This window comes from Rhodoferax sp. GW821-FHT10B06 (assembly GCF_059415605.1).
Genome location: NZ_JBWKNO010000009.1, coordinates 122,482 through 144,046 on the forward strand (window position 1 = coordinate 122,482; position 21,565 = coordinate 144,046).

The 21,565-nt window shown below is 62.8% G+C and carries 23 protein-coding genes; 12 read left to right on the forward strand and 11 right to left on the reverse strand.

The genetic code is table 11. From position 1 onward, the window contains the following. Window positions 1-94 precede the first annotated feature (94 nt). From AC07O2_RS15540 to AC07O2_RS15550, 3 genes are all read right to left on the reverse strand, one after another. A complete protein-coding gene (locus AC07O2_RS15540) occupies window positions 95-1,525 on the reverse strand; it encodes an aspartate aminotransferase family protein (RefSeq protein ID WP_495076649.1) in 1,431 nt (476 codons plus the stop codon). A gap of 86 nt (window positions 1,526-1,611) precedes the next feature. Continuing rightward, complete coding sequence (locus tag AC07O2_RS15545; protein WP_495076650.1) at window positions 1,612-2,979, reverse strand: glutamine synthetase family protein; 1,368 nt, start codon at window positions 2,977-2,979, stop codon at window positions 1,612-1,614. Between the two features lie 14 nt (window positions 2,980-2,993). Then, window positions 2,994-3,782 (reverse strand): gamma-glutamyl-gamma-aminobutyrate hydrolase family protein, encoded by a 789-nt coding sequence (locus tag AC07O2_RS15550; RefSeq protein ID WP_495076651.1) that lies wholly within the window; start codon window positions 3,780-3,782, stop codon window positions 2,994-2,996. Window positions 3,783-3,906: 124 nt separating this feature from the next. Here AC07O2_RS15550 and pdxR point away from each other — a divergent pair, with 124 nt between their 5' ends. Then, window positions 3,907-5,409 carry a MocR-like pyridoxine biosynthesis transcription factor PdxR gene (gene pdxR / locus AC07O2_RS15555; protein ID WP_495076652.1) on the forward strand — a complete coding sequence of 501 codons (1,503 nt, stop codon included), beginning with the start codon at window positions 3,907-3,909 and terminating at the stop codon, window positions 5,407-5,409. On the opposite strand, the gene AC07O2_RS15560 is transcribed toward pdxR, so the two are convergent. Both AC07O2_RS15560 and speB read right to left on the reverse strand, forming a co-directional pair. Then, complete coding sequence (locus AC07O2_RS15560) at window positions 5,406-6,719, reverse strand: NAD(P)/FAD-dependent oxidoreductase (RefSeq protein ID WP_495076653.1); 1,314 nt, start codon at window positions 6,717-6,719, stop codon at window positions 5,406-5,408. The two genes, pdxR and AC07O2_RS15560, sit on opposite strands and share 4 nt — an antisense overlap. Beyond that, a complete protein-coding gene (gene speB, locus AC07O2_RS15565; protein WP_495076654.1) occupies window positions 6,709-7,644 on the reverse strand; it encodes an agmatinase in 936 nt (311 codons plus the stop codon). Before speB ends, AC07O2_RS15560 begins: the two co-directional genes overlap by 11 nt. A gap of 171 nt (window positions 7,645-7,815) precedes the next feature. Between speB and AC07O2_RS15570 the strand changes: the two genes are divergently transcribed. Both AC07O2_RS15570 and AC07O2_RS15575 read left to right on the forward strand, forming a co-directional pair. Then, window positions 7,816-8,733, forward strand: a complete 918-nt coding sequence (locus AC07O2_RS15570; protein ID WP_495076655.1) for a DMT family transporter — start codon at window positions 7,816-7,818, stop codon at window positions 8,731-8,733. Window positions 8,734-8,745: 12 nt separating this feature from the next. After that, window positions 8,746-9,657, forward strand: coding sequence for a LysR family transcriptional regulator (locus AC07O2_RS15575; protein WP_495076656.1), 912 nt, complete (start codon window positions 8,746-8,748; stop codon window positions 9,655-9,657). Here the strand turns inward: AC07O2_RS15575 and AC07O2_RS15580 are convergent, their stop codons facing one another. Next, on the reverse strand, window positions 9,658-10,872 hold the full coding sequence (locus tag AC07O2_RS15580) for a D-amino acid dehydrogenase (protein ID WP_495076657.1): 1,215 nt from the start codon (window positions 10,870-10,872) through the stop codon (window positions 9,658-9,660). 215 nt (window positions 10,873-11,087) lie between these two features. Here AC07O2_RS15580 and AC07O2_RS15585 point away from each other — a divergent pair, with 215 nt between their 5' ends. Together AC07O2_RS15585 and AC07O2_RS15590 are read left to right on the forward strand one after the other, a co-directional pair. Next, complete coding sequence (locus AC07O2_RS15585) at window positions 11,088-11,978, forward strand: transporter substrate-binding domain-containing protein (RefSeq protein ID WP_495076658.1); 891 nt, start codon at window positions 11,088-11,090, stop codon at window positions 11,976-11,978. 2 nt (window positions 11,979-11,980) lie between these two features. Continuing rightward, complete coding sequence (locus AC07O2_RS15590; protein WP_495076659.1) at window positions 11,981-12,712, forward strand: aspartate/glutamate racemase family protein; 732 nt, start codon at window positions 11,981-11,983, stop codon at window positions 12,710-12,712. A 6-nt stretch (window positions 12,713-12,718) separates the two neighbouring features. On the opposite strand, the gene AC07O2_RS15595 is transcribed toward AC07O2_RS15590, so the two are convergent. Then, a complete protein-coding gene (locus tag AC07O2_RS15595) occupies window positions 12,719-13,675 on the reverse strand; it encodes a pyridoxamine 5'-phosphate oxidase family protein (protein WP_495076660.1) in 957 nt (318 codons plus the stop codon). Continuing rightward, complete coding sequence (locus AC07O2_RS15600; protein WP_495076661.1) at window positions 13,672-14,322, reverse strand: glutathione S-transferase family protein; 651 nt, start codon at window positions 14,320-14,322, stop codon at window positions 13,672-13,674. The genes AC07O2_RS15595 and AC07O2_RS15600 overlap by 4 nt, the downstream gene beginning before the upstream one ends. Before the next feature lie 114 nt (window positions 14,323-14,436). Here AC07O2_RS15600 and AC07O2_RS15605 point away from each other — a divergent pair, with 114 nt between their 5' ends. Then, complete coding sequence (locus AC07O2_RS15605; RefSeq protein ID WP_495076662.1) at window positions 14,437-15,351, forward strand: LysR family transcriptional regulator; 915 nt, start codon at window positions 14,437-14,439, stop codon at window positions 15,349-15,351. Here the strand turns inward: AC07O2_RS15605 and rraA are convergent. Together rraA and AC07O2_RS15615 are read right to left on the reverse strand one after the other, a co-directional pair. Further along, on the reverse strand, window positions 15,348-15,845 hold the full coding sequence (rraA, locus tag AC07O2_RS15610) for a ribonuclease E activity regulator RraA (protein ID WP_495076663.1): 498 nt from the start codon (window positions 15,843-15,845) through the stop codon (window positions 15,348-15,350). The genes AC07O2_RS15605 and rraA overlap by 4 nt on opposite strands. Continuing rightward, window positions 15,842-16,336 (reverse strand): Lrp/AsnC family transcriptional regulator, encoded by a 495-nt coding sequence (locus AC07O2_RS15615; protein WP_495076664.1) that lies wholly within the window; start codon window positions 16,334-16,336, stop codon window positions 15,842-15,844. Before AC07O2_RS15615 ends, rraA begins: the two co-directional genes overlap by 4 nt. A gap of 89 nt (window positions 16,337-16,425) precedes the next feature. Here AC07O2_RS15615 and yedA point away from each other — a divergent pair, with 89 nt between their 5' ends. The 6 genes from yedA (at window position 16,426) to lepB (AC07O2_RS15645) (ending at window position 20,587) form a co-directional block, all read left to right on the forward strand. Further along, on the forward strand, window positions 16,426-17,322 hold the full coding sequence (gene yedA, locus AC07O2_RS15620; protein ID WP_495076665.1) for a drug/metabolite exporter YedA: 897 nt from the start codon (window positions 16,426-16,428) through the stop codon (window positions 17,320-17,322). 166 nt (window positions 17,323-17,488) lie between these two features. Then, window positions 17,489-17,872 (forward strand): SWIB/MDM2 domain-containing protein, encoded by a 384-nt coding sequence (locus AC07O2_RS15625; RefSeq protein ID WP_495076666.1) that lies wholly within the window; start codon window positions 17,489-17,491, stop codon window positions 17,870-17,872. A gap of 231 nt (window positions 17,873-18,103) precedes the next feature. Then, entirely contained in the window at window positions 18,104-18,724 is a 621-nt protein-coding gene (lepB, locus tag AC07O2_RS15630; protein ID WP_495076667.1) for a signal peptidase I, read from the forward strand. A gap of 21 nt (window positions 18,725-18,745) precedes the next feature. Beyond that, window positions 18,746-19,345, forward strand: a complete 600-nt coding sequence (locus AC07O2_RS15635) for an RNA polymerase sigma factor (protein WP_495076668.1) — start codon at window positions 18,746-18,748, stop codon at window positions 19,343-19,345. Next, window positions 19,338-19,595 carry a hypothetical protein gene (locus AC07O2_RS15640; protein WP_495076669.1) on the forward strand — a complete coding sequence of 86 codons (258 nt, stop codon included), beginning with the start codon at window positions 19,338-19,340 and terminating at the stop codon, window positions 19,593-19,595. Before AC07O2_RS15635 ends, AC07O2_RS15640 begins: the two co-directional genes overlap by 8 nt. Window positions 19,596-19,615: 20 nt before the next feature. Then, window positions 19,616-20,587: a signal peptidase I gene (gene lepB / locus AC07O2_RS15645; RefSeq protein WP_495076670.1), complete on the forward strand. Its 972-nt coding sequence runs from the start codon at window positions 19,616-19,618 to the stop codon at window positions 20,585-20,587. 53 nt (window positions 20,588-20,640) lie between these two features. Here lepB (AC07O2_RS15645) and AC07O2_RS15650 read toward each other — a convergent pair whose 3' ends face one another. Then, a complete protein-coding gene (locus AC07O2_RS15650; protein ID WP_495076671.1) occupies window positions 20,641-21,423 on the reverse strand; it encodes an IclR family transcriptional regulator domain-containing protein in 783 nt (260 codons plus the stop codon). Window positions 21,424-21,565: the final 142 nt, after the last annotated feature.

Consider the following 21,565-nt stretch of genomic DNA (forward strand, 5'->3'; position numbering starts at 1 on the left):
AACAAATCATGATGATGAATGACACCGGCAAGAAAACGAGAAACTTTACGCAACAGTAACAGTCTGTCAACGAAAGCAACTGGCCTACAGCTCGCTAGCCCAATAGCTTCTTGTCTTTCAACTCCGCGTAGGTCAAATCCAGGCACCGCGTAATCAACTCCACCATCTCGTCTATCTGGGCGTGGGTCATGGTTAGCGGTGGTGCAATGATCATCCGGTCGCCGACTGCCCGCATGATCAAGCCATTGGCGAAACAGTGGCGGCGGCACACCATGCCTACCGCCAAATCTTCCGCAAACAGCTCCTGCGTTGCCTTGTTCTTGACCAGAATCAAACCGGCGGTAAAGCCGCAGGTTTCCGCTACGCCAACCAAGGGATGCCCGCCCAAGGCTTTGAATTTTTCTGCAAGATATGGGCCAACATCCGTCCGGACGCGGCCCACCAGGTTCTCGCGTTCCATCAAGGCAATATTGGCCAAGGCCACCGCACAAGCCACGGGGTGGCCGCTATAGGTGTAGCCATGGTTGAACTCACCACCCTTTTCAATCAGCACCTTGGCAACGCGGTTCCCCACCATCACGCCTCCCAGCGGGATGTAGCCGCTGGTCACACCCTTGGCGAACGTCACCAGATCAGGCTTGTAGCCAAACTTTTCGTAAGCAAACCAGTAGCCCAGACGGCCAAAAGCGCAAATCACCTCGTCGCTGACCAGCAAGATGCCGTATTTATCGACAATGCGCTGGATTTCGGGCCAGTAACTGTCTGGCGGAATGATCACGCCGCCAGCACCCTGCACCGGCTCACCAATGAAGGCCGCCACCTTGTCCGGTCCTACTTCTAATATTTTTTCCTCCAGCCAGCCGGCCGCGCGTAGACCAAAAGCCTCTTGGGTTTCACCGGGCAGCGCATTCTCAAAAAAGTAAGGCTGCTCGATATGGGTGATGTTTGGAATCGGCAAGTCCCCCTGTGCATGCATGCCAGACATGCCGCCGAGCGACGCCCCCGCCATGGTGCTGCCGTGGTAAGCATTCTTGCGGCTGATGATCACCTTGCGCTGGGGTTGGTCCAGCAGATCCCAGTAGCGTCGCACCATGCGCACATTGGTGTCATTGCTTTCGCTACCGCTGCTGGAGAAAAACACGTGGTCAAACCGCCGGTCACCCACAGGCTTGGCCAGGGTGGACAACTTGGCGGCCAGCTGGGTCGCCGGCACATTGGTGGTCTGGAAGAAGCTGTTGTAGAACGGCAGCTCCATCATCTGCTGGAAGGCAGCCTGGGCCAACTCGGTGCGTCCGTAGCCGGCGCTGACGCACCACAGTCCGCTCATGGCATCCAGTATCTTGTTTCCCTCGGAGTCCCACACGTAAATACCATCGGCCTTGGTGATCACACGTGAGCCACGGGTAGCCAGGTCCTGGTGGTCGGTAAAGGGGTGCATGTAATGCGCGCTGTCCATGGCCTGTATGGCCTTGGTATCCAACACGCTTTCACGGCGAACAATCGCGGGCGGGGACATGAAGTTCATGGGTGAATTCATTTGCGTAACTCCAAATCAAATCAATGCGTTAACCAATTTCGGCTGGCCTGACACAGCCATACCAGCCATGCACATCAAACGTGCAACAGCAGGTGCTCTCGCTCCCAGGGAGAAATCACTTTCATGAACTCTTCGAATTCCAGGTCTTTGACCTCGGTGTAGACGGTGATGAACTCCTTGCCCAGCACCTCGTGCAGGTCTGGCTCATTGCGCAGCAAGTCCAGCGCCTCGCCCAGGCTGCGGGGCAATGAATACGGCGCCAGATAGGCGTCGCCCTTCATCTCGGCCTTGGGTTTGATCTTCTTCTTCATGCCCAGATAGCCGCAGGCCAAAGTCATGGCCATGGCCACATACGGGTTCGCGTCCACGCCGATCACCCGGTTTTCCACGCGCCGTGCAGCCGGCGTCGAAATGGGGGAGCGGATGCCAACGGTACGGTTATCAAAGCCCCACTCGATGTTGATGGGTGCAGCCGTATTGCGCGACAGACGGCGGTAGCTGTTCACATAGGGCGCCACCAGGGCCATGGCTGCAGGTATGTAGCGCTGCAAGCCGCCGATGTAATGGAAGAAAGCTTCCGACGGCGTGCCGTCTTCGTTACTAAAGATATTCTTGCCAGTAGCGACATTGAGAATGCTCTGGTGCACGTGCATGGCACTACCCGGCTCGCCGGCAATCGGCTTGGCCATAAAGGTGCAGTACATGTCGTGGCGCAAGGCCACCTCGCGGGCCATGCGCTTGAAGAAGAAAACCTCGTCCGCCAATCCCAACGGATGGGCGTGGAAGAAATTGATCTCCATCTGCCCGGCACCCGCCTCATGGATCAAGGTGTCTACGTTCAGCTCCATCTTCTCGCAGTAGTCGTACATTTCTTCAAACAGCGGGTCGAACTCGTTCACCGCATCGATGCTGTAAGACTGGCGCGAGGTTTCTGCCCGGCCGCTGCGGCCAATCGGGGGGCGCAAGACAGTATTCGGATCGGTATTGCGGGCCACCAGATAAAACTCCAACTCCGGTGCCACCACCGGGTCCAGCCCCTCGGCGGCATACAGGTCGCAAATGCGGCGCAACACACTGCGCGGTGCAAATGGCACCAGCTTGCCGTCGCGGTCATAGCAGTCATGGATTACCTGCGCCGTGGGGTCCGTAGCCCAGGGCACGATGCGCACCGTGGCTTCGTCCGGCTGCAAATGCATGTCCCGGTCCGTCGGATCAATCACGTCGTAGTAGGGGCCTTGCTCGGGAAATTCGCCCGTCACACCCATGGCCACAATCGCCTGGGGAATGCGCATGCCGCGGTCTTCGGTGAACTTCTCGCGCGGCAAAATCTTGCCGCGGGCCACCCCGGTCAAGTCGGGTACCAGACATTCCACCTCGGTGACTCTGCGCTCGTTCAGCCACAGCTCCAGATCGTTGAAGCTCATTGCTTTGCGTTGGTCCATATCTATCTCCTCTTTTAGTTCGACGCGCCAGCCAAGCGCGCGGTGTGGCGGGCCTGGCAGGCCTCACCGAATGCATTCAATATGGCGGTGTAAAACGGGTTCTCGGCAAACTTCCACTCGGGATGCCACTGCACGGCGTAGGCAAAAGCCGGCGCACCTTGCACACCAAACGCCTCCACCAGCCCGTCTTCAGCCCAGCCCAGCGGCTCCAGACCTGGCGCCAGTTTGTGAATGCCCTGGCCATGCAAGGAGTTCACCATGGCGGTGTCTCCACCGGCCCATTCGGTGAATGCACTGCCGGGGGCAAAGCGCACCACATGTCTGGGCGCGTACTGCAAATCCAGCGGATCTTCCTCGGGCTCGGTGTGGTCCATCAAGCCTGCGACACCATGTACCTTTTGGTGCAGCGAGCCGCCCAGCGCCACGTTGATTTCCTGAAAGCCCCTGCAAATGCCCAACAAGGGCACGCCTTGCTGGATACACGCCTGGATCAAGGGTAGCGTCAAGCTGTCGCGTTCTACATCCAGCGGCAAGCTGGGGTCCAACACAGATTCGTCGAAATGCGAGGGATGCACATTGGACGGCGAGCCGGTCAACATCACGCCGTCCACCCATTCCAGCAGGCTGGCAATCTGGCTGCTCTGCACCAGGGGGAAGATCACGGGCTGGGCATGGGCACCAAATTTGCAGGCGGTTGCGTACTTCTCGCCCAACATCAAATAGGGCAGATCGGCAGAGCCACTATCACGGCCGCGATGGTCCGCCGGCAGCCATACAAGACAAGCGGTTTGTGCTTTTTGCATGGCTTATATGTGAATAAATAATTGCATATTGCTGACAATTGTGCCGGGCTATTGGTTTAATAATAGATCCAGTTTGCAAAGGTCGATGGTGCCACTTTGCAGCCACTTTAGCCCCGGAGCCTGCATGCTGAGCGAATTCCTCGTTACCGAAATCAACAAAGTGGGGGCCCAGGATGCGCTGCCTCTACACCGCCTGCTCTATGAGTCGCTGCGCCGGGCCATCCTGGGCGGCAAGATTGCTGCAGGCGAGCGCCTGCCGTCCAGCCGCAAGCTGTCGGAAGACCTGGATGTGTCGCGCAACACCGTGGTGGCAGCTATCAACCAGCTTACGGTTGAAGGCTATCTGGTGAGCCATGTAGGAAGTGGCACCTTCGTCAGCGACAACCTGAGCAAAGTCACTCTGGCGCGCAAGCACAGCACGCGCGCAGAAGCCGGGCACTGCACCCAGCTGTCCAAACGCGGCCGGGCGCTGGCCGAAACCTTTTGCGCCAGTGAGCTGGAGGTGCAGCCATTCACCCCGGGCATTGCCGACTTCAGCGCCTTTCCGGTACAGCTATGGCAGCGCCTGCAGAACAAATACTGGCGCATGACATACCCTGACATGCTGGACTACAGCAGCTCGGGTGGCTACGCCCCGTTGCGCCGTGCCATTGCCAACCATTTGCGTATGTTCCGCAGCGTCATCCTGGACCCCAGCCAGGTGCTGATCACCAGCGGCACCCAGCAGTCGCTGGAACTGTGCGCGCAGCTGCTGGCCGACCATGGCGATACCGTGTGGCTGGAAGACCCAGCCTACTGGGGCGCCGCCAAGGCCTTCATGGCCACTGGGCTGAAGCTGCACCCCATCTCTGTGGACCAGGAAGGCATTGCGCCCGACGCAGCCGACAACGCCCACGCGCCGCGCCTGGTCTACGTCACGCCATCACACCAGTACCCCACGGGCGCAGTGATGTCGCTGGCGCGGCGGCACTTGCTGCTGGCCGCCGCACGCAAACACGACGCCTGGATACTGGAAGACGACTACGACAGCGAGTTCCGCTTCACCGGCCCCCCACTCTCGTCACTAGAAGGGCTGGACCAGGACGGCCGGGTGCTCTACATGGGCAGCTTTTCCAAGGTGATGTACCCGGGCCTGAAGCTGGGTTACCTGGTCGTACCCAAAGCCCTGATCACGTCCTTCAAGCAAGCCCACTACGACCTGAACCGACCGGGCCAGATGCACCTGCAGGCAGCCCTGGCCGAATTCATTGAAATGGGGCACTTTGCCAGTACCTTGCGCCGTGCCAAGCAAAGCCACGCGCAACGCCGCCAATGCCTGCTGGAAGCCCTGGCGCCCTGCCTGGGCGAACACGCCAGCATCACCGGCGCCGAACAAGGACTGCACCTGTGCCTCAAGCTACCGCCGCAAGTGGACGACGCTGCGTTGGCCAAGGCCCTGGGCGGTTACGGGTTGACCGTGCGCCCGCTATCTGCCTACTGCCTGGCCCGGCGCGACATCCGCGGCCTGGTGATTGGTTACGGCTATACCATACAGGCCGATATTGCCGCCAGCGGCAAACGCATCGCCGACATGGTGGCTGGCGTCACGGCTGCAGCCGCGCCCAAAAAGACCAGCCGCAAAAATTAAACCAGATCGCGCAAGCGGTGGTACAGCATGCCCAGCACTAGGCTGGGCGTGCGCAGCAAGGCGCCGCCAGGGAAGCTCTGGTGCCGCAGCCGCGCAAACACATCGAAGCGCTCAGCCTGGCCCGCAATCGACTCGGCTACCAGTTGCCCTGCCAGCCCCGTAAGCGCCACGCCGTGGCCGCTGAAGCCCTGCAGGTAATACACATTCGTGCCCAGCCGGCCAAAGTCGGGTGCGCGGTTCATGCTGATGTCCACAAAGCCGCCCCACACATAGTCCAGCGGCACACCTTGCAGCCCCGGAAACACTTTGGCAATACGGGCCTGCATGCGCTGCGCCAGATTGGCTGGCGTCGAAGTGCTGTAACTCACCCGACCGCCAAACAGCAACCGGTGGTCCTCGCTGAAGCGGAAGTAGTCCAACACAAAATTGTTGTCGCATACCGCAGCGTTACTGGGTATGAGCTGGCGGCACATCGCTTCGCCCAGCGGCGGCGTCGCCACGATATAGGTGCCCACCGGCATGATGCGGGGGGTAATTTCGGGGGCCACCGCGGCGCCGTATTCGGCCAGCATGCAATTGCCGGCCAGCACCGCGTAGTTGGCTCGCACCTGGCCCTGCGCGGTGTGTGCACAAACCTTGGCGCCACGATCCAGCTGTGTGACCGCCGACCCGGTGTAGATGCGCACGCCCAGTGCCCGAGCCGCTGCAGCCAGGCCCAGCCCGAATTTCAGCGGATGCAAATGACCTGACAACGGTTCATAGGCTACCGCGCAGTAGCGCGGGCTGGCGATATGCCGCTGCACCGCGCTGCCTTCAACAAAGTCCACCGGCAGCCCGTACTGCGACTGGGCCGTGCGCATTTCGGCCTCCAGCGCACGCGCCTTGCGGGGCGAATCCGCCACGTACAGATAACCGTTGACCCGCTCGCATGCAATGTTGAACTGGGCAATGCGCTGGTCCACCAGCGCAATCGCCTCCAGCGACATCTGCCAGGCCCTGCGGGCATCCGCGGCGCCCAGCTGGTTTTCAAACACGTCTTGGCCACTGGCAAAGCCCACGATAGTCTGGCCGCCGTTGCGCCCGGAGGCACCACTGCACACCTGGTCTGCCTCCAGCACCACCACCCGCATGCCACGCTGTGCCAGCTCGATGGCGGCAGACAGGCCGGAAAACCCCGCGCCCACAACCACCACATCAGCCGTCTCGGCACCGCGCAACACCGGATCGGGTACGCCGCGCTGGACGCTGGCTTCGTAATAGCTTTTCTGGTTCAGCTGGGTGTCGGACGCCACCAGAGATTTACGCAGCATGCGGTACCCCTTGCAGCTTGGCGACCTGCCCGCACAGATAAGTCCACACGCAAGTGGCGGCCGCCAGCGTGGTCAGCTCGGCATGGTCGTACGCGGGCGCCACCTCCACACAATCCATACCCACCATGTTCAGGCCTGCCAGTTGCTCCAAGAAGGTCATCAGCTGCGAGCTGGTCAAGCCGGCGGGCTCGGGCGTGCCGGTGCCGGGTGCAAACGCCGGGTCCAGGCAGTCGATGTCCAGCGTCAGGTAGCAGGGCCGGTCGCCCAGGCGCTGGCGTATGGTGTCCAGCACCGGGTTCAGACCGGCACCGTCCAGACCGCGCAGCTGGCGCGCGGTGAATATCAGGCCACCCTGGTCTTGCACGTACTCACGCGCCGCCCGCTCGCCGCTGGAGCGCAAGCCGATCTGCACGCAATGCGCGGGGCTGACCAGGCCTTCCTGCAGCGCCTCGTAGGTCCAGGTGCCGTGGCCGGACGGCTCGCCAAAATGGTCTACCCAGGTATCGCAGTGCGCGTCGAAATGCACCAATGCCAAAGGTCCATGCTGGGCGTGGGCGGCCCGCAGCAACGCCAGGGTGACGGAATGGTCGCCGCCCAAAAACACGCAGTGGTGGCGCTCCATCAGCTCCGCCGCCTGTTGCTGGATATGCGCGCGTACCTCGGTCAGGGGCGAGGCATTGGGCAGGCGCATGTCCAGCGCATCGCCCAGATAGTCCAAAGGCGAGACGCCGAAATGAGGGTGAAGACCGTCGCACAGCATCAGGCTGGCGCGGCGAATCTCCTGCGGGCCAAAGCGCGCGCCTGGGCGATTCGTCACAGCGCCGTCAAACGGCACACCAGCCAGTGCAAACGGCTGCGCGGCCAGCGCCTGGGTGGCTAAAAAATGGTTGTTGTTATTGGCGTATGCAAAATTTCCGAGTCCCATAGATTTCAATGCCTTCATGCAAAGACCGCACGATAGGGCAAATTGGCACCTAGCCCGGTGCCACTTTGAAGCGGCTATAGGGGGCCACTCACAACGCGCCCAGCCCTACACTGCGCCCTCCAGCAAAACGAAAACGGGCCTGCGGGCCTGACCCCAGATTCCCTCGCCTGTATGAACCCTGCCCCCCTTGGCCCTTTGACCGCGCGCCTCTGTCTAGCCTCTGGCATGGCCCTGGTTGGCGTGTACGTCGCCATATCCAAGCCACTGGTCGCCGCCCTGCCCGTGTTCCTGCTGGCCTGGCTGCGCTTTGGCATTGCAGCAGTAGCCATGCTGCCCTGGCTGAAAAAGCCGGCGTCCGAAGGGCCGATGTCCACCCGCATGCGCTGGCTGGTGTTTCTGGAGTCCTTTCTCGGCAACTTCCTGTTTTCCATCTGCATGCTGTACGGCGTAAGCATGACCAGCGCGGTCTCTGCCGGGGTGATCCTGGCGGCCATCCCGGCTACGGTGGCCGTGCTGAGCTGGCTGATCCTGCGCGAACGCATCGGCCTGCGGGTATGGGCTGCGGTGGCTTGCGGCGTGCTCGGTATCGGCCTGCTTGCACTATCAAAATCAGAGCACCTTGTGCAGATATCTTCTGCGCCAGAGGCCGATTTGGCTTCAAATCACCTCTGGGGCAATCTGCTGGTGTTTGGGGCCGTGCTGTGCGAGGCCGCATATGCGGTGATCGGCAAAAAGCTCACTGGCAGCATCAGCCCCAAGCGCATCAGCGCCCTCATCAATTTGTGGGGTCTGGTGCTGATGACACCCGCCGGCCTGTACATGGCCACGTCGTTCAACTTCGGCACGGTGCATCCGGGCATTTGGTTGCTGCTGGTGTTCTACGCCATGGCCGCCAGCGTGGGCACAGTTTGGCTGTGGATGACCGGCCTGCGCGTAGTACCGGCTGCGCAGGCCGGCGTGTACAGCGTGCTGCTGCCCATCGCCACGGCACTGACCGGCGTACTGGTGCTGGGCGAACCTTTGGGTGCCATGCAGCTGTTGGCCTTCGGCGTGGCGCTGCTGGGCGTGTTACTTGCAACACTGCCCTAAAGAAGGAAGCCCATGCGTCTACGCCACATCGAAGTCTTCAACGCCATCATGCTCACCGGCAGCGTCAGCGCTGCAGCGCGGCTGATCAACGTCACCCAGCCTGCCGTCAGCCGGGTGCTGGCGCATGCCGAGCTGCAGCTGGGCTTTCCGCTGTTCCAGCGCACCAAGGGCCGGCTCACGCCCACCAACGAAGCGCAAACCCTGTACCCCCATATCGAGCGCCTGTTTGCCCAGCTGGACGATGTGCAACGCCTGGCCAACAGCCTGCGCCAGGGCCACCAGGACGGTGAGCTGCACATCCTGACCGTGCTGGCGCTGAGCTACGAGGTGCTGCCCCGGGCGCTCAAGCTGTTCCGCCAGCAGCATCCCAATGTGGTGGTGACGATGGACGCGCTGCACTCGCCGCAGATCATCTCGTCCCTGGTGCTGCAGGAGGCCGATGTGGGCCTGGTCTTCAGCGCCATCGCCCACCCCTCGCTAGAGCAAAAGCACCTGGCCGATGGCCGCATGGTCTGCGTAGCGCCCAAGGGCGTTCTCAGTGCCAGGCAAGTCAAACAGGGCCTGGTGAACCTGGCCGACCTGGCCCAGGTGCCGGTAGTGAATATCGATGTGCGCGACCCGGTGGGCTCCACCCTGAGCCATGCCTGCCGCGAGGCGGGTGTGGGCCTGTCATCCAGCATTACCGTGCAGACCTACCACGCGGCACTGGCGCTGGCGCACCATGGCCTGGCGGTGGCGTTGATTGACAGCTGCACCGCCCTGTCCGCCGATCTGGGCAAGGTGGATGTGCTGACCCTGGAGCCGCACATCGCCGTGCCCATCAAGGCCCTGCGCGCGGTGAACCGGCCCGGCTCGCTGCTGGCCAGCGCCATGACGCAATGCGTGCAGCAGGTGATCGAGCAGGCGCTGCAGCCCGCCGCATAGCTAAGCGGCTGCGAGTGCGTCGGCCACCGCCTGGGCTGTACCGAACGCGAGGGTGAACCCCAGGGCCCCGTGGCCGGTATTGAGCAGCAAGTTTTCCGGCCCCTGCGGGTGCCGTCCCACCAGAGGCAGGCCGGTCGGCGTGGCCGGGCGCATGCCGGTCCAAGGGTGCAGTTCCAGTCCCTGGTCCAGCCCAGGGAACACAGCGCGGGTTGCCTCGCTGAGTTGCTGGATGCGCTGAGGAGCAATGCGGCTATCGTGCCCCACCAACTCCGCCATGCCCGCGACACGCAGCCGCTGGCCGATGCGGGCGAAAACCACTTTGCGCGCGGCATCGGTCACACTCACCTTCGGTGCCGCATCCGATCCATCGGCCAGGTCTAGCGTGATGCTGTAGCCCTTCAGCGGGTAAACCGGTAGGCGCAAGCCCAGCGGGCGGGCAAACCCCGCGCTGGCGCTACCCAGGGCCAGCACAAACTGGTCTGCCGCAACATCGCCCGCAGCCGTTCGCACCGCCTGCAACCGCCTTCCCTGCTGCACCACGCCCAGCGCCTCCTGGCCCAGCACAAAACGCACGCCACGCGCTTGCAGTGCCGCGTATAGGTCATCACAGACCTTGGCGCAATCAGCAGCACATTCGCTGGGCGTATAAACCGCGCCGGCCATGTGGGCCTGGTAATACTGCAAAGCCGGCTCCAGCTCCACGCAACGCTGGGCCGACACCACCTCTTGCACACTGCCCAAGCCCTGCTGCAGCGCCACCTGTCTGCGTGCGGACTCCAGCCCGGCGGCACTGCTGTAGACCACCAGCTTGCCGCTGCGCGCAAAATCGCAGTCCAGTGCCAAGTCCTGCAGCATGGCTTCAAAACCCTGGCGGCTGCGCAGGGCCAGCTGCAGCAACTGGGCCGTGCTGCGGGCAGAGGTATCGGCATTGCAGGCGCGCAGAAACTCCAGCCCCCAGCGCCACTGCTGCGGGTCCCATTGCAGCTGAAATTTCAACGGTGAGTCGGCCGCCAACAGCAACTTGGGTAGCTGGGTCCAGATGCCGGGGTCGGCCAGGGGTTGCACATAGCTGTAGCTCAGCTGGGCACCGTTGCCACCGCTGGCACCCGCACCGGGAGTGGCTCGGTCGACCACCGTCACCTCCTTACCCTGCAAACGCAATGCGTAAGCCGTGGCCAGCCCAACGATTCCCGCTCCTAAAACAACGACATGCATGTGTATCCACCCTTTGGGCAACACTGTAGGCACGCGATCTGCATGGCGCCAATGCCAAACACAGGCCTAGCCATCAGCAAAAGTTATGCCCAGGCGCCGCCGCCAGCCCATAACTTCAGGTTATGGTGCGCCCCGAAAAAGGCACTATGCACTGCGGTCAGCCCTTTCTAAACTGCCCCACAGCTCCTCCATCACCTCTACTTCAAAGGGTCATCATGCAAGCCTCCTCCGTACTGTCCACGATGTTTCTGGCCGCAGGCCTGGCTGCCACCGCCATAGCCCATGCGGACACTCTGCAAAAAATCGCCGAATCCGGGCAGATCACCCTGGCCTACCGCGAGTCATCCGTGCCCTTCAGCTACCTGGCCGGTGGCAGCACGCCCGAAGGCTTCTCGGTAGACATCGCCAACGCCGTAGCCGACGCGGTGAAGAAGCAACTGAAGAAGCCTGAGCTCAAGGTTGCGCTACAGGCCGTGACATCGCAAAACCGCATCCCGCTGCTGGTCAACGGCACGGTGGACCTGGAGTGCGGCTCCACCACCAACAACACAGTGCGCGGCAGAGACGTGCAGTTCGCCATCAACCATTTCTACACCGGCACCCGGTTGCTAGCGAAGAAGTCGTCTGGCATCAAAAACTACGCCGACCTGGCCAACAAGCCGGTCGCCAGCACCTCGGGCACCACCAACGCCCAGGTCATCCGCAAATACAACCAGGACAAGAGCCTGGGCATGGACATCAAACTGGGCAAGGACCACGACGACTCCATGCTGCTGGTGGACAGCGGCCGCGCCGTGGCCTTTGCGATGGACGACATCCTGCTGTTCGGCCTGATCGGCAATGCCAAGAACCCGGCGGAATGGGAAGTCGTAGGCGACTCGCTGCAAGTCGAGCCCTATGCCTGCATGCTGCGCAAGGACGACCCGCAATTCAAGCAGTTGGTCGATGGAGTCATCGCCGGCATGATGAAGTCCGGCCAGTTCGAGAAGCTCTACACCAAGTGGTTCATGTCGCCCATCCCCCCCAAGGGCCAGAACCTGAACCTGCCCATGAGCAAAGAGCTGCGCGACAACCTCAAGGCGCTAAGCGACAAGCCGGCGGTCTAACCATGCAAGTCGTAGGCATCCTGGGCGGCATGGGGCCCGCCGCCGGCGCGGACTTCGTGCGTTTGTTCGTGCAGTCCTGTATCGAGCATATGCAGGCCATCGGTGTGACGGTGAGCGACCAACGCTTCCCCGAGCATTGGCTGGCCCAGGTGCCGGTACCGGATCGTACGCAGGCGCTGGAAGACGATACCAGTGGCGCACAGCAGCCACTGGAGCCCATGTTGCAGGCGCTGGGCCGTCTGGCAGCCTTGGGTGCGCGCTGCGTGGCCATGCCCTGCAACACCGCCCACGCCTGGCATAGCCGTATGCAGGCGCGCTTTCCACAGCTCGACGTGCTGCATATCGCCAACGAGATGGCGCAGCAGTTGGCCTTGCAGCGCATACCGGCAGCCGCGCTGATGGCCACCGATGGCACCTACCGCAGCGGCGTGTACGAGCAGGCGCTGCAGCGCGCCGGAGTGCAATGCCATTTGCCAACTGCCGCTGAGCGCGCGCGCATCATGCAAGGCATTTACGACGGTGTAAAAGCCGGCAATATGCCGCTGGCGCAGCGCTGCTTTGGCGAGGTTGCCCAGGCCCTGGCCGAACGCCACGGCGGTGCGCCGCTGATACTGGGCTGCACCGAAATTCCGCTGGCACTGGACGGCGCGGCACAGATGACCGGTTTGCGCAGTTTCAACCCAGCACAGGTGCTGGCAAAAACCTTGGCGCAGCGCGCGTACGCAGCAGCTTAAAGAGCTTCAGGCCCAAACGCCGGTAGCCTCCAGCACCGGCGACAGCTGGGCCTCGCCCCAACGCAAGGCCAATGCACCGGGCCGGCGCAAAGCGCCCAGCACCTGCATCCGCAACAGACGCTGGGCGCCGGCAAAGCCAGCCAGATCCGGGCCGTCCCACAGAATCTCTGCACGCACCGCCACCTGCAGCAGATCGCCGGTGGCGTAGTCAATGAACAGCAGTCCGGCCTGCGGGTTCACCGCCAGATTGCCCAGGGTGTTGAAAAAGAAGTTGCCTAAAAAGTCTGGCGCCGTCAGCCACTGCTGGCCAGCGGCATCCACCTCGACCCGCACAAAGCCCGGCTTGCCGCCACGGTGCGATACGTCCACCCCATCGGCACGCCCCTCGGGCTGCAAGGCCTGCGGGTGCGCGGAGGCGATGAAGAAAGTGTCCGCCCCACGCACCAGCCGCAGCGCGGCCGCGTCAAGCTGGCTGCTGGCAATCGCCGCCGCCGGCACTTCGATCGGGGCCAAATACACCGGCTCGCGCGCCTGGATGTACTTGGGGCAGTTGCCAAAACTCTGCTCTATGCGCAAGCCAAAGCCGGCACCATCCAGCGCCATCACCCGGCCGTTGGCGCGGTTGCGCCTGCGGGTATGCGGCTCAATACCCAGCAGGCCAATGGCCGCGTCTGGTTGCAGCGTTTGCGCCAATGGGTCGGCGGCATCCGGCAACGCCTGCAGCCGCAGCAGCGTGGCATCCGGTGAGCGAATGAAGCCCGGCGGCTGTGCCAACACCGAGGCCCAGGGCTGACCCTGCGCGTCCAGGCTGCCCAGCACCACAAAGGGCAACTGTGCGAAGAAATCGCGGTGCTGGTCGGGCATGTAATCGCGGATCACCCGCGGCCCGACCTCGGCCATGCGCTCGGCCACACCGGCGCGTTGCTGCACCGCGCGCTCACCGGCATGGAAGGTGGCGTTCATGCGGCCAACCCGATACGGCTGCGCACCATGGGCACAAAGCCGGGCAATGCCTCGATGCGGGCCAGCCAGGCGCGCAGATGCGGATACGGCTCCAGCGCCACATTGCCCTCGGGCGCATGGGCGATATAGCTGTAGTTGGCAATATCGGCAATGGTTGGCGCGCTGCCGACCAGGTAGTCGGACTGCTGCAGGTGCGCGTCCATCACCTGGAACAGCTGGTTCGCCCGCTGGATCGCATCTTTGGGATCGGTGGGCAGCTTGAACAGCTGGATCACCCGCGCCACCGCCGGGCCAAAGGCGATCTGCCCGGCCGCCACTGACAACCAGCGCTGCACCTGGGCCGCCCCCAGTGCTTCGGTAGGTAGCCAGGCGCCAGGCGCGCCATAACGCGTCGCCAGATACACCAGGATGGCGTTGGAGTCGGCCAGCGTGACGTCGCCGTCCTGGATCACCGGCACCTGGCCAAAGGCATTCAGCGCCAAAAATTCCGGCGTTTTTTGGGCCTTGACCAGCAGGTCCACATCAATCAGATCGAACGGCAGATCCAGCAGTGACAACATCAGCTGCACGCGGTGCGCGTGGCCCGAGATGGCATGGCGGTACAACTTGATCGGCTGCGCGGGGCGGGGGGACGTTGATATGGACATGTTGTTCCTAGGTGCAAAGTGGTGAAAGAAGCAGTGATTGTGTTTAATCCACTTCACAAGATAAATGACACCCCAGGCATTTAACTACTTCATATATCGGTTTAATATGACCGCATGGACAAACTCAAAGCCATGCACACCTTTGTGCAGATTGCTGACCAGGGCAGCCTGACCGCCGCCGCCCAAGCGATGGACGCGTCGCTGCCTGCCGTGGTGCGCAGCCTGGCCGCGTTCGAGGCAGAGCTGGGGGTGCGCCTATTCAACCGCACCACGCGGCGCATCTCGCTCACCGACGAGGGCCGCCGCCACCTGGACAGCTGCCGCCAGGTGCTGGCCACATTGCAGGAGGCCGAGGCGGCCCTGAAGGCCGAATCCAGCGAGCCCGCAGGCCACCTCACCATCACCGCGCCAGTGCAGTTTGGCCAGCTCCATGTGGCCCCGGCCGTCACCCGTTTTGTACAGCGCTATCCGCAGATGCGCTGCAGCGTGCTGCTGTACGACCGGGTGGTGAATTTGCTGGAAGAAGGCATAGACCTGGGCATACGCATAGGCCCGTTGGAGGACTCTTCTCTGGTGGCGCAAACCATAGGCCGTATCCGCCGCGTGGTGGTTGCCAGCCCCGGCTACCTGAAGCGCGTAGGGCTCCCCCGCCACCCCAAGGACCTGCTGCAGGCCAACTGCATACGTAACACCGGCAACAACCCCAGCTGGGGGCCCTTCATCGACAAGGGCCGGTCTTTCAGCATTGCCGTCAGCGGCAACCTGGAGTTCAACCAGATCGCGCCCGCGGTGCAAGCCTGCGTAGCAGGCCTGGGTTTGGGCATGTTTCTGTCTTACCAGGTGGCCCCCTATCTGGCGCAGAAGCAGCTGCAGGTGGTACTGGAAAGCTTCGAATCACCACCCCGTCCGCTGAGCGTGGTATACCCGCATGCACGCTTGCTGCCCACCCGAACGCGGGTACTGGTGGACTGGATGCGTGAGGAATTGAAAGGCTTTGCCAATCCAGCTGACCAAGGCGAGCGACGCTAGACCAGCGCGGCTGCTCCCAGCACGATGCCGTCCTCGTCGGCATACAACCAGTCGCCGGGCATGACCCACGCGCCTTGCACATGCACCGCCACATTGCTCTGGCCCTGGTTGCGCTTTTCGGTGGGCAGGGGCATGGACGCTAGTGCACGTATGCCTATCGGCAAGGCAGCCAGCTCGGCCACGTCCCGCACACAGCCGTCGATGACCACGCCAGCCCAGCCATTGCGATGGGCAGCCGCCCCCAGATTGCCGCCCAACAAGGCACGGCGCAAAGAGCCGCCGCCATCCACCACCAGCACCCGGCCCTCGCCGGGCATGTCCAGCGCAGCCTTGACCAGGGAGTTGTCTTCAAAGCATTGCACGGTCCACACCGGGCCGCTGAAGGTGCGCGTGCCGCCAAAGTCGCGGAACACCGGCGGCAATACACGGAAGGCGCCAGACACATCGTTCTTGTGCACATCGCACAGGTCACAGGTCGCAAACACAGTCGTCATGGAGGGCTCACTTTCTGGGCAGAAGGCTTGATGTTCTCACGCCGCGCGGGCAGCACCTGGGCGTTTTCGCGCGGAGCGTTCAACACGATCGAGGTCGAGGTGGTACTGAGCAGACAGAACTTGCTGACCACCGCATCCAGGTGCTGCACATCGATAACGGCGATCTCCAGCACCCAACTGTCTTCGCCGGTTACGTTGTAGGCATTCAGCACCTCCGGGGTCTGGCCAATCAGCTTCACCACCCGCGCGTACTCGGCCCGGGCCACGCGGATGATGGCGCGGATACCGTAGCCCAGCCGGGTCAGATCCACTTCGGCGCGGTAGCCCTTGATGACGCCACTGGTCTCCAGCTTGCGCACCCGCTCGGTCACCGCCGGCTGGCTCAGGTGTACGCGTCGCCCCAGCTCGGCCATGGTGATGCGCGCGTCGCGCTGCAGCTCCGCCAGGATACGATCGTCGCACGCGTCAAATTCAGAAACTTCGGTCAGCATAGTGCTCCAGCAAGAAAATTGAGGCCAATATCCGTTATTACCAAGAATATTGCATGGCGCAGACGGGTTTGACTGCCTAACATCATGGCATGCAAAACCCGCGCCACAACTCTACCCACAACCGCCTCGTGCTGCCCGCATTACTGGCTTGCTATTTCATCTGGGGCTCGACCTACCTCGCCATCCATATTGCCCTGCCCAGCTTTCCGCCGTTCTTCCAGATGGCGACCCGCTTTCTGGCGGCCGGCGGCCTGCTGATGGCATGGCTGTGCCTGCGCGGTCATGCCCGGCCCACACGCGCTGAATGGCGCAACGCCCTGCTGATTGGTATTCTGATGCTGGGCGGCGGCATGGGGCTGACAGCCCAGGCCTCGCTGCACATAGGCTCCGGCCTGATCGCCACCTTTATCGCCATCGTGCCCATGATGACCAGTGGCTGGGGCTTGTTGTTCGGGCAACGCCCGTCGCGGCTGGAACTGGCGGGCATGCTGACCGGACTGGTAGGCGTGTGCGTGCTGGTGCAGGGTGCCAGCTTTTCCGCGGCGCCCGTGGGTCTGCTGTGCATCATCGGCGCCACGCTGACCTGGTCGCTGGGCTCGGTACTGTCCACCACCCGCCTGCCCCTGACCAAGGGACCGATGGGCTTTGCCAGCCAGATGCTGTGCGGTGGGGCCGCCCTGCTGCTGGTATCTCTGGCGCTGGGCGAGCACATGGTATGGCCGCCCACGCTGGAAGCCAGCGCCGCCTGGCTGTACCTGGTGCTGGCCGGTTCGCTGGTGGCCTTCAGCGCCTATATGTACCTGCTGGCCCACGCCAGTTCTGCCGTGGCCACCAGCTATGCGTTCGTGAACCCCTTGATCGCGCTGTTTCTGGGTGTGGTGCTGGCCGGTGAAGTGGTCATGGCCAAGGAATGGCTGGCCTGCGGCATCATCCTTTTGGGGGTGGTTTTCATCCTCGTAGCGGGTCAAAAGTCGCCGAAACACTGAAAACGCATACCCCAGAGAGGCTTTACACGGAAAAACACGGGTCTTCAGAGCTAAAAATATGCGCTCCACCTAGGAAACCCGTTTTTTCTCCAGTAGCATCTCGGCCTACCGGTGGAGAAGCTGTTTTTCGCTGGTGAATATTCAACTCCAAGAAGGACCGTCCGTCATGGCAACTGCGAAAAAAACCCCGGCTAAAGCCACCGCTCCTGCAAAGAAAGCTGCACCAGCAGCCAAAGCCGCTCCGGCAAAAGTAGCCGCCAAGGCTGCGCCTGCCAAGAAGGCAGCTGCAGCCGCTCCTAAGCGCGCCGTCAACGCCGCTTTCATGAAGGCTCTGACCCCCAGCGCCGCTCTGGCTGCTGTGGTCGGTGCAGCACCGCTGCCACGTACCGAAGTGGTCAAGCAACTGTGGGTCTACATCAAGAAGCACAAACTGCAAAACGAAGCCAACAAGCGCAACATCAAGTCCGACGCCAAGCTCAAGGCTGTGTTCGGCAAGGACGAAGTCACGATGTTCGAAATGGCTGGCCTGATCGGCAAGCACCTGAAGTAATCGGCCCACGGCCATTACCAAAAGCCGCAGCGATGCGGCTTTTTTTGTTTCTGCCAGGGATGATGACTCTGGCAAGGATGTGGTGGTGCGGATCGGGATGGGCAAGAAGAGCAACACCCTAGACCCCCCGAGTCCATGCCGCCACAGACCGCAGGGAGTTATGCAGAGCATCCCTTGGTGTAACCTTTTCCGGCCTGGCCGGTATAAGAGCCACACAACACGAAGGCAACTATGAAACGCTGGCTCCTGAACAACCGTAGCTTCCTGGCATTTGTACTGTGCTTGGGCCTGTTCCGTACGGTCATGGCCGACTGGAACCCCATCCCCTCGGGCTCCATGCGCCCTACCTTGCTGGAAGGCGATGTGGTGCTGGTCAACCGCCTGGCCTACGACCTGAAGCTGCCGCTGAGCGATATCAGCCTGACCCCTACCGGCCAACCGCAGCGCTTCGACGTAGTGACCTTCAGCTCACCGACGGATGGCGTGCGTCTGATCAAACGCATCGTCGGCCTGCCCGGCGACGTGGTGGAGATGCGCGACGAAGTGCTCTACATCAACGGTGTGGCAGCCAGCTACGACCCGCTGCGCTCCAGCGAAGCCCTGAACGGGGTATCCCACAGGCTGCAACTGCTGCCCCAAACTCCCGCCCTGCGCAGTTTCGGTCCGGTCACCGTGCCTCCCGACCAGTACTTCATGCTGGGTGACAACCGCGACAACAGCGCCGACTCGCGCTACATCGGCCCGGTGCCGCGCAAGCTGCTGATCGGCCGAGCCCACCACATCCTGGTGTCGGCCAATATCCTGGACCATTGGCAGCCCCGCCTGGACCGCATCGCCCACGCCGTGCAGTAATCTGCGCCAGCAATCTTGCCCTTGCCCTCCGCTTTGTTGCAACGCATTGCCGCCGGCGATACGCAGGCCTTTGCCGAACTGGTGGATATGCACCAAGGCCCGCTGTTCGGCTTTCTGGGCCGCATGGGCTGCCAGCAGGCACAGGCGGAAGACCTGGCGCAAGAAACCTTCTTGCGCGCCTGGACGCAGCTGCCCCGCTACCAGCCCGATCGCGCCCAGTTCAATACCTGGTTGTTCACGATAGCCCGCAACCTGGCCTGCAACGCACTGCAGAGTGCAGCGTACCGGCAAGAAGCCAGCGGCGAGGCCCTGCCCGAAATCGCCTGCCCCCAGCCCGGCCCCGAACACACACTGGACCAGCTGCAGCAAAGCGCCCGCCTGCAGGCCGCACTGCGCCAGTTGCCCCTGGCCGACCGCAGCGCGCTGGCCCTGGTGTATGTGCAGGACCTGGCCCTGGCCGATGTGGCCCGCATAGAAGGCGACAGCCTGGCCGCCATCAAAACCCGCCTGCACCGGGCCAAACAACGGCTGCGCGCCTTGCTGGCCACTGACACGGAGAAGCCCCATGACTCATCCCATGACTCATCCCATGACTCATCCCAGGACCGATCCCATGACTGATACCGATCTGGACACCCTGCTGCAGCGCGAATTGCTGCAGCCACCGCCCGACTTTGCACAGCGCGTGCTGCGGCAACTGCCACGCCAGACCATGCCTGTGGCAGCACCAAAGCAGTACAAGCAGCCCACGCCATGGTCGCGCCTGCGCTGGCTGCTGGCTGCTACCGGCCTGCTGGGCGGTGGTGTGCTGGGTCTGAGCCAGGCCGGCGGCTTTGTCTTTGGCCTGTGGCTCGGTGCCGCAGCCTTGTAGAACTGTTTGAAGGAGCCCCCATGCCCTCTATCTCCATCACCCCACGCCGCCCACTGGTGGCGGCTCTGGCCTCGCTGGTGTTACCCGGCTTTGGCCAGCTCTACAACGGCGCATTGAACCGTGGCATCTGGCAGTTCCTGGTATTTGCGCTGCTATGCATTCCCGGCGTGGCGCTGGTCGCGCTCTACCTGCCAAGCAGGCTGATGCTGCCCACGCTGCTGCTGGGCTTGGGCCTGACCCTGGCCGTGTGGGCCTACAGCGTGTGGGATGCCTGGCGCGGCGCGCGGCGCCACCCCGGCGGCCCGGCCCTGGCCTGGCAGCAAAGCGGGGTGTATGCGCTGGTGTTCGTGCTATGCGATTTACTGGCCCTGCCCCTGCTCAGCCTATACGTGCGCCAGCACCAGGTGGAGCCCTTCTACATTCCATCCGGCAGCATGGAGCCGAGCGTGCGCAGAGGCGACCTGATCTGGGCCGACAAGCGCTACAACTGCCCCGGCTGCCAGCAGGGCGTGCACCGTGGCGACATCGCCGTATTTGCCTACCCCAATGACCGCAGCGTGCGCTACATCAAGCGCGTGATCGGCCTGCCCGGCGACCACATCCAGATCGACGGCCAGCAGATCTGGGTCAACGGCCAGGCCTTGCGGCGTGACCCACCTGCGCCCGGCAGCACCACGGTGACCGAATCCATAGGCACGCGCCAATGGCAAGTGCAGTGGCAGGCTCCCCCTGCCCTGTCCGCCCCCGCCACGCCCAACCCGGACCTGAACCGTGCCCCACATAGCCCGCAGACCAGCGCCGATCTCACCGTGCCCGACGGCCAGGTCTTTGTGCTCGGCGACAACCGGCTGGCCAGCACCGATTCCCGCAGCTTTGGAACCGTGCCCATGCAGGACATTCTGGGTCGAGCCCGGCAGGTATGGTTCTCCATGGACAGCCAGGGCGTGCGCTGGGAGCGCCTGGGCCAGGTTCTGGACCAAGCATCAAAATAGCCTTCAGCTCAGGTATCTTCTGCGCAAGCAGCTACCAATTCAATAGCAAACCATCAAATCAGGTTGCGCATGGCCTGGGCGGTTTCGCGCAGCACCGGCAGCACCCGGGCCACGGCATCCGCGCCCGACTCATGGCCCATGGGCATGGTGACGCTGAGGGCGCCCACGGCATCGCCGTTGCGGTCGCGCAGCGCCACGGCGATGCCGCGGTATTTCAGCTCCAACTGCTGCTCCGACAAGGCCCAGCCCTGCTGGCGTATTTGCGCCAAGGTGGTCAGCAGCTTGTCCTTGTCGATGATGGTGTGGGTGGTGTAGGTCTTCAACTCATGGCCGGCCAGCCACTCCTCCAGTTGCGCGGGCGTGCGCAGAGCCAGCATCTGCATGCCGGCGGCGGTGACCTCGGCCTGCACCCGGCCGCCCAGCACATAGCCGGTGTTCATGGCCCGGGTGGGGCCGTTGCGGGCGATGTAGACGATGTCGTCGCCATCCAGCACGCTGAGGTAGGCCACCTCCATGGTGCCAGCCGTGATGCGCTGCAAAAAAGGCTGCACGATGCGCGGCAGGCGGGCCGACTCCAGATAACTTTGCCCCAGCCGCAGCACCCGTGGTGTCAGCCAGAACAGCTTGCCATCGGTCGCCAGATAACCCAGATGCGACAGCGTCAGCAGATAGCGGCGCGCTGCAGTGCGTGTCAGCCCGCAGCGCTGCCCTACCTGGGTGGCGGTCATGCGCGGATGGGCGTCGTCAAACGACTCCATCAGGCCCAGCCCCTTGTCCAGGCCGGCGATCCAGTCTCGGCGGGCCAGTGGGGTCGACTTGTCAGTTTCTGTTGCCATGTGTTAACCCTAGTTACGTTTAATTATCGCACTCATGTGTTCATTAATCGCGCATTTAAGTCCTGCAAGAATTCCGTTGCCCCAGTGACTACCCTACATTCCACCCCCATCAACGCCCCATTCATGCCCACCCCGATCTGAC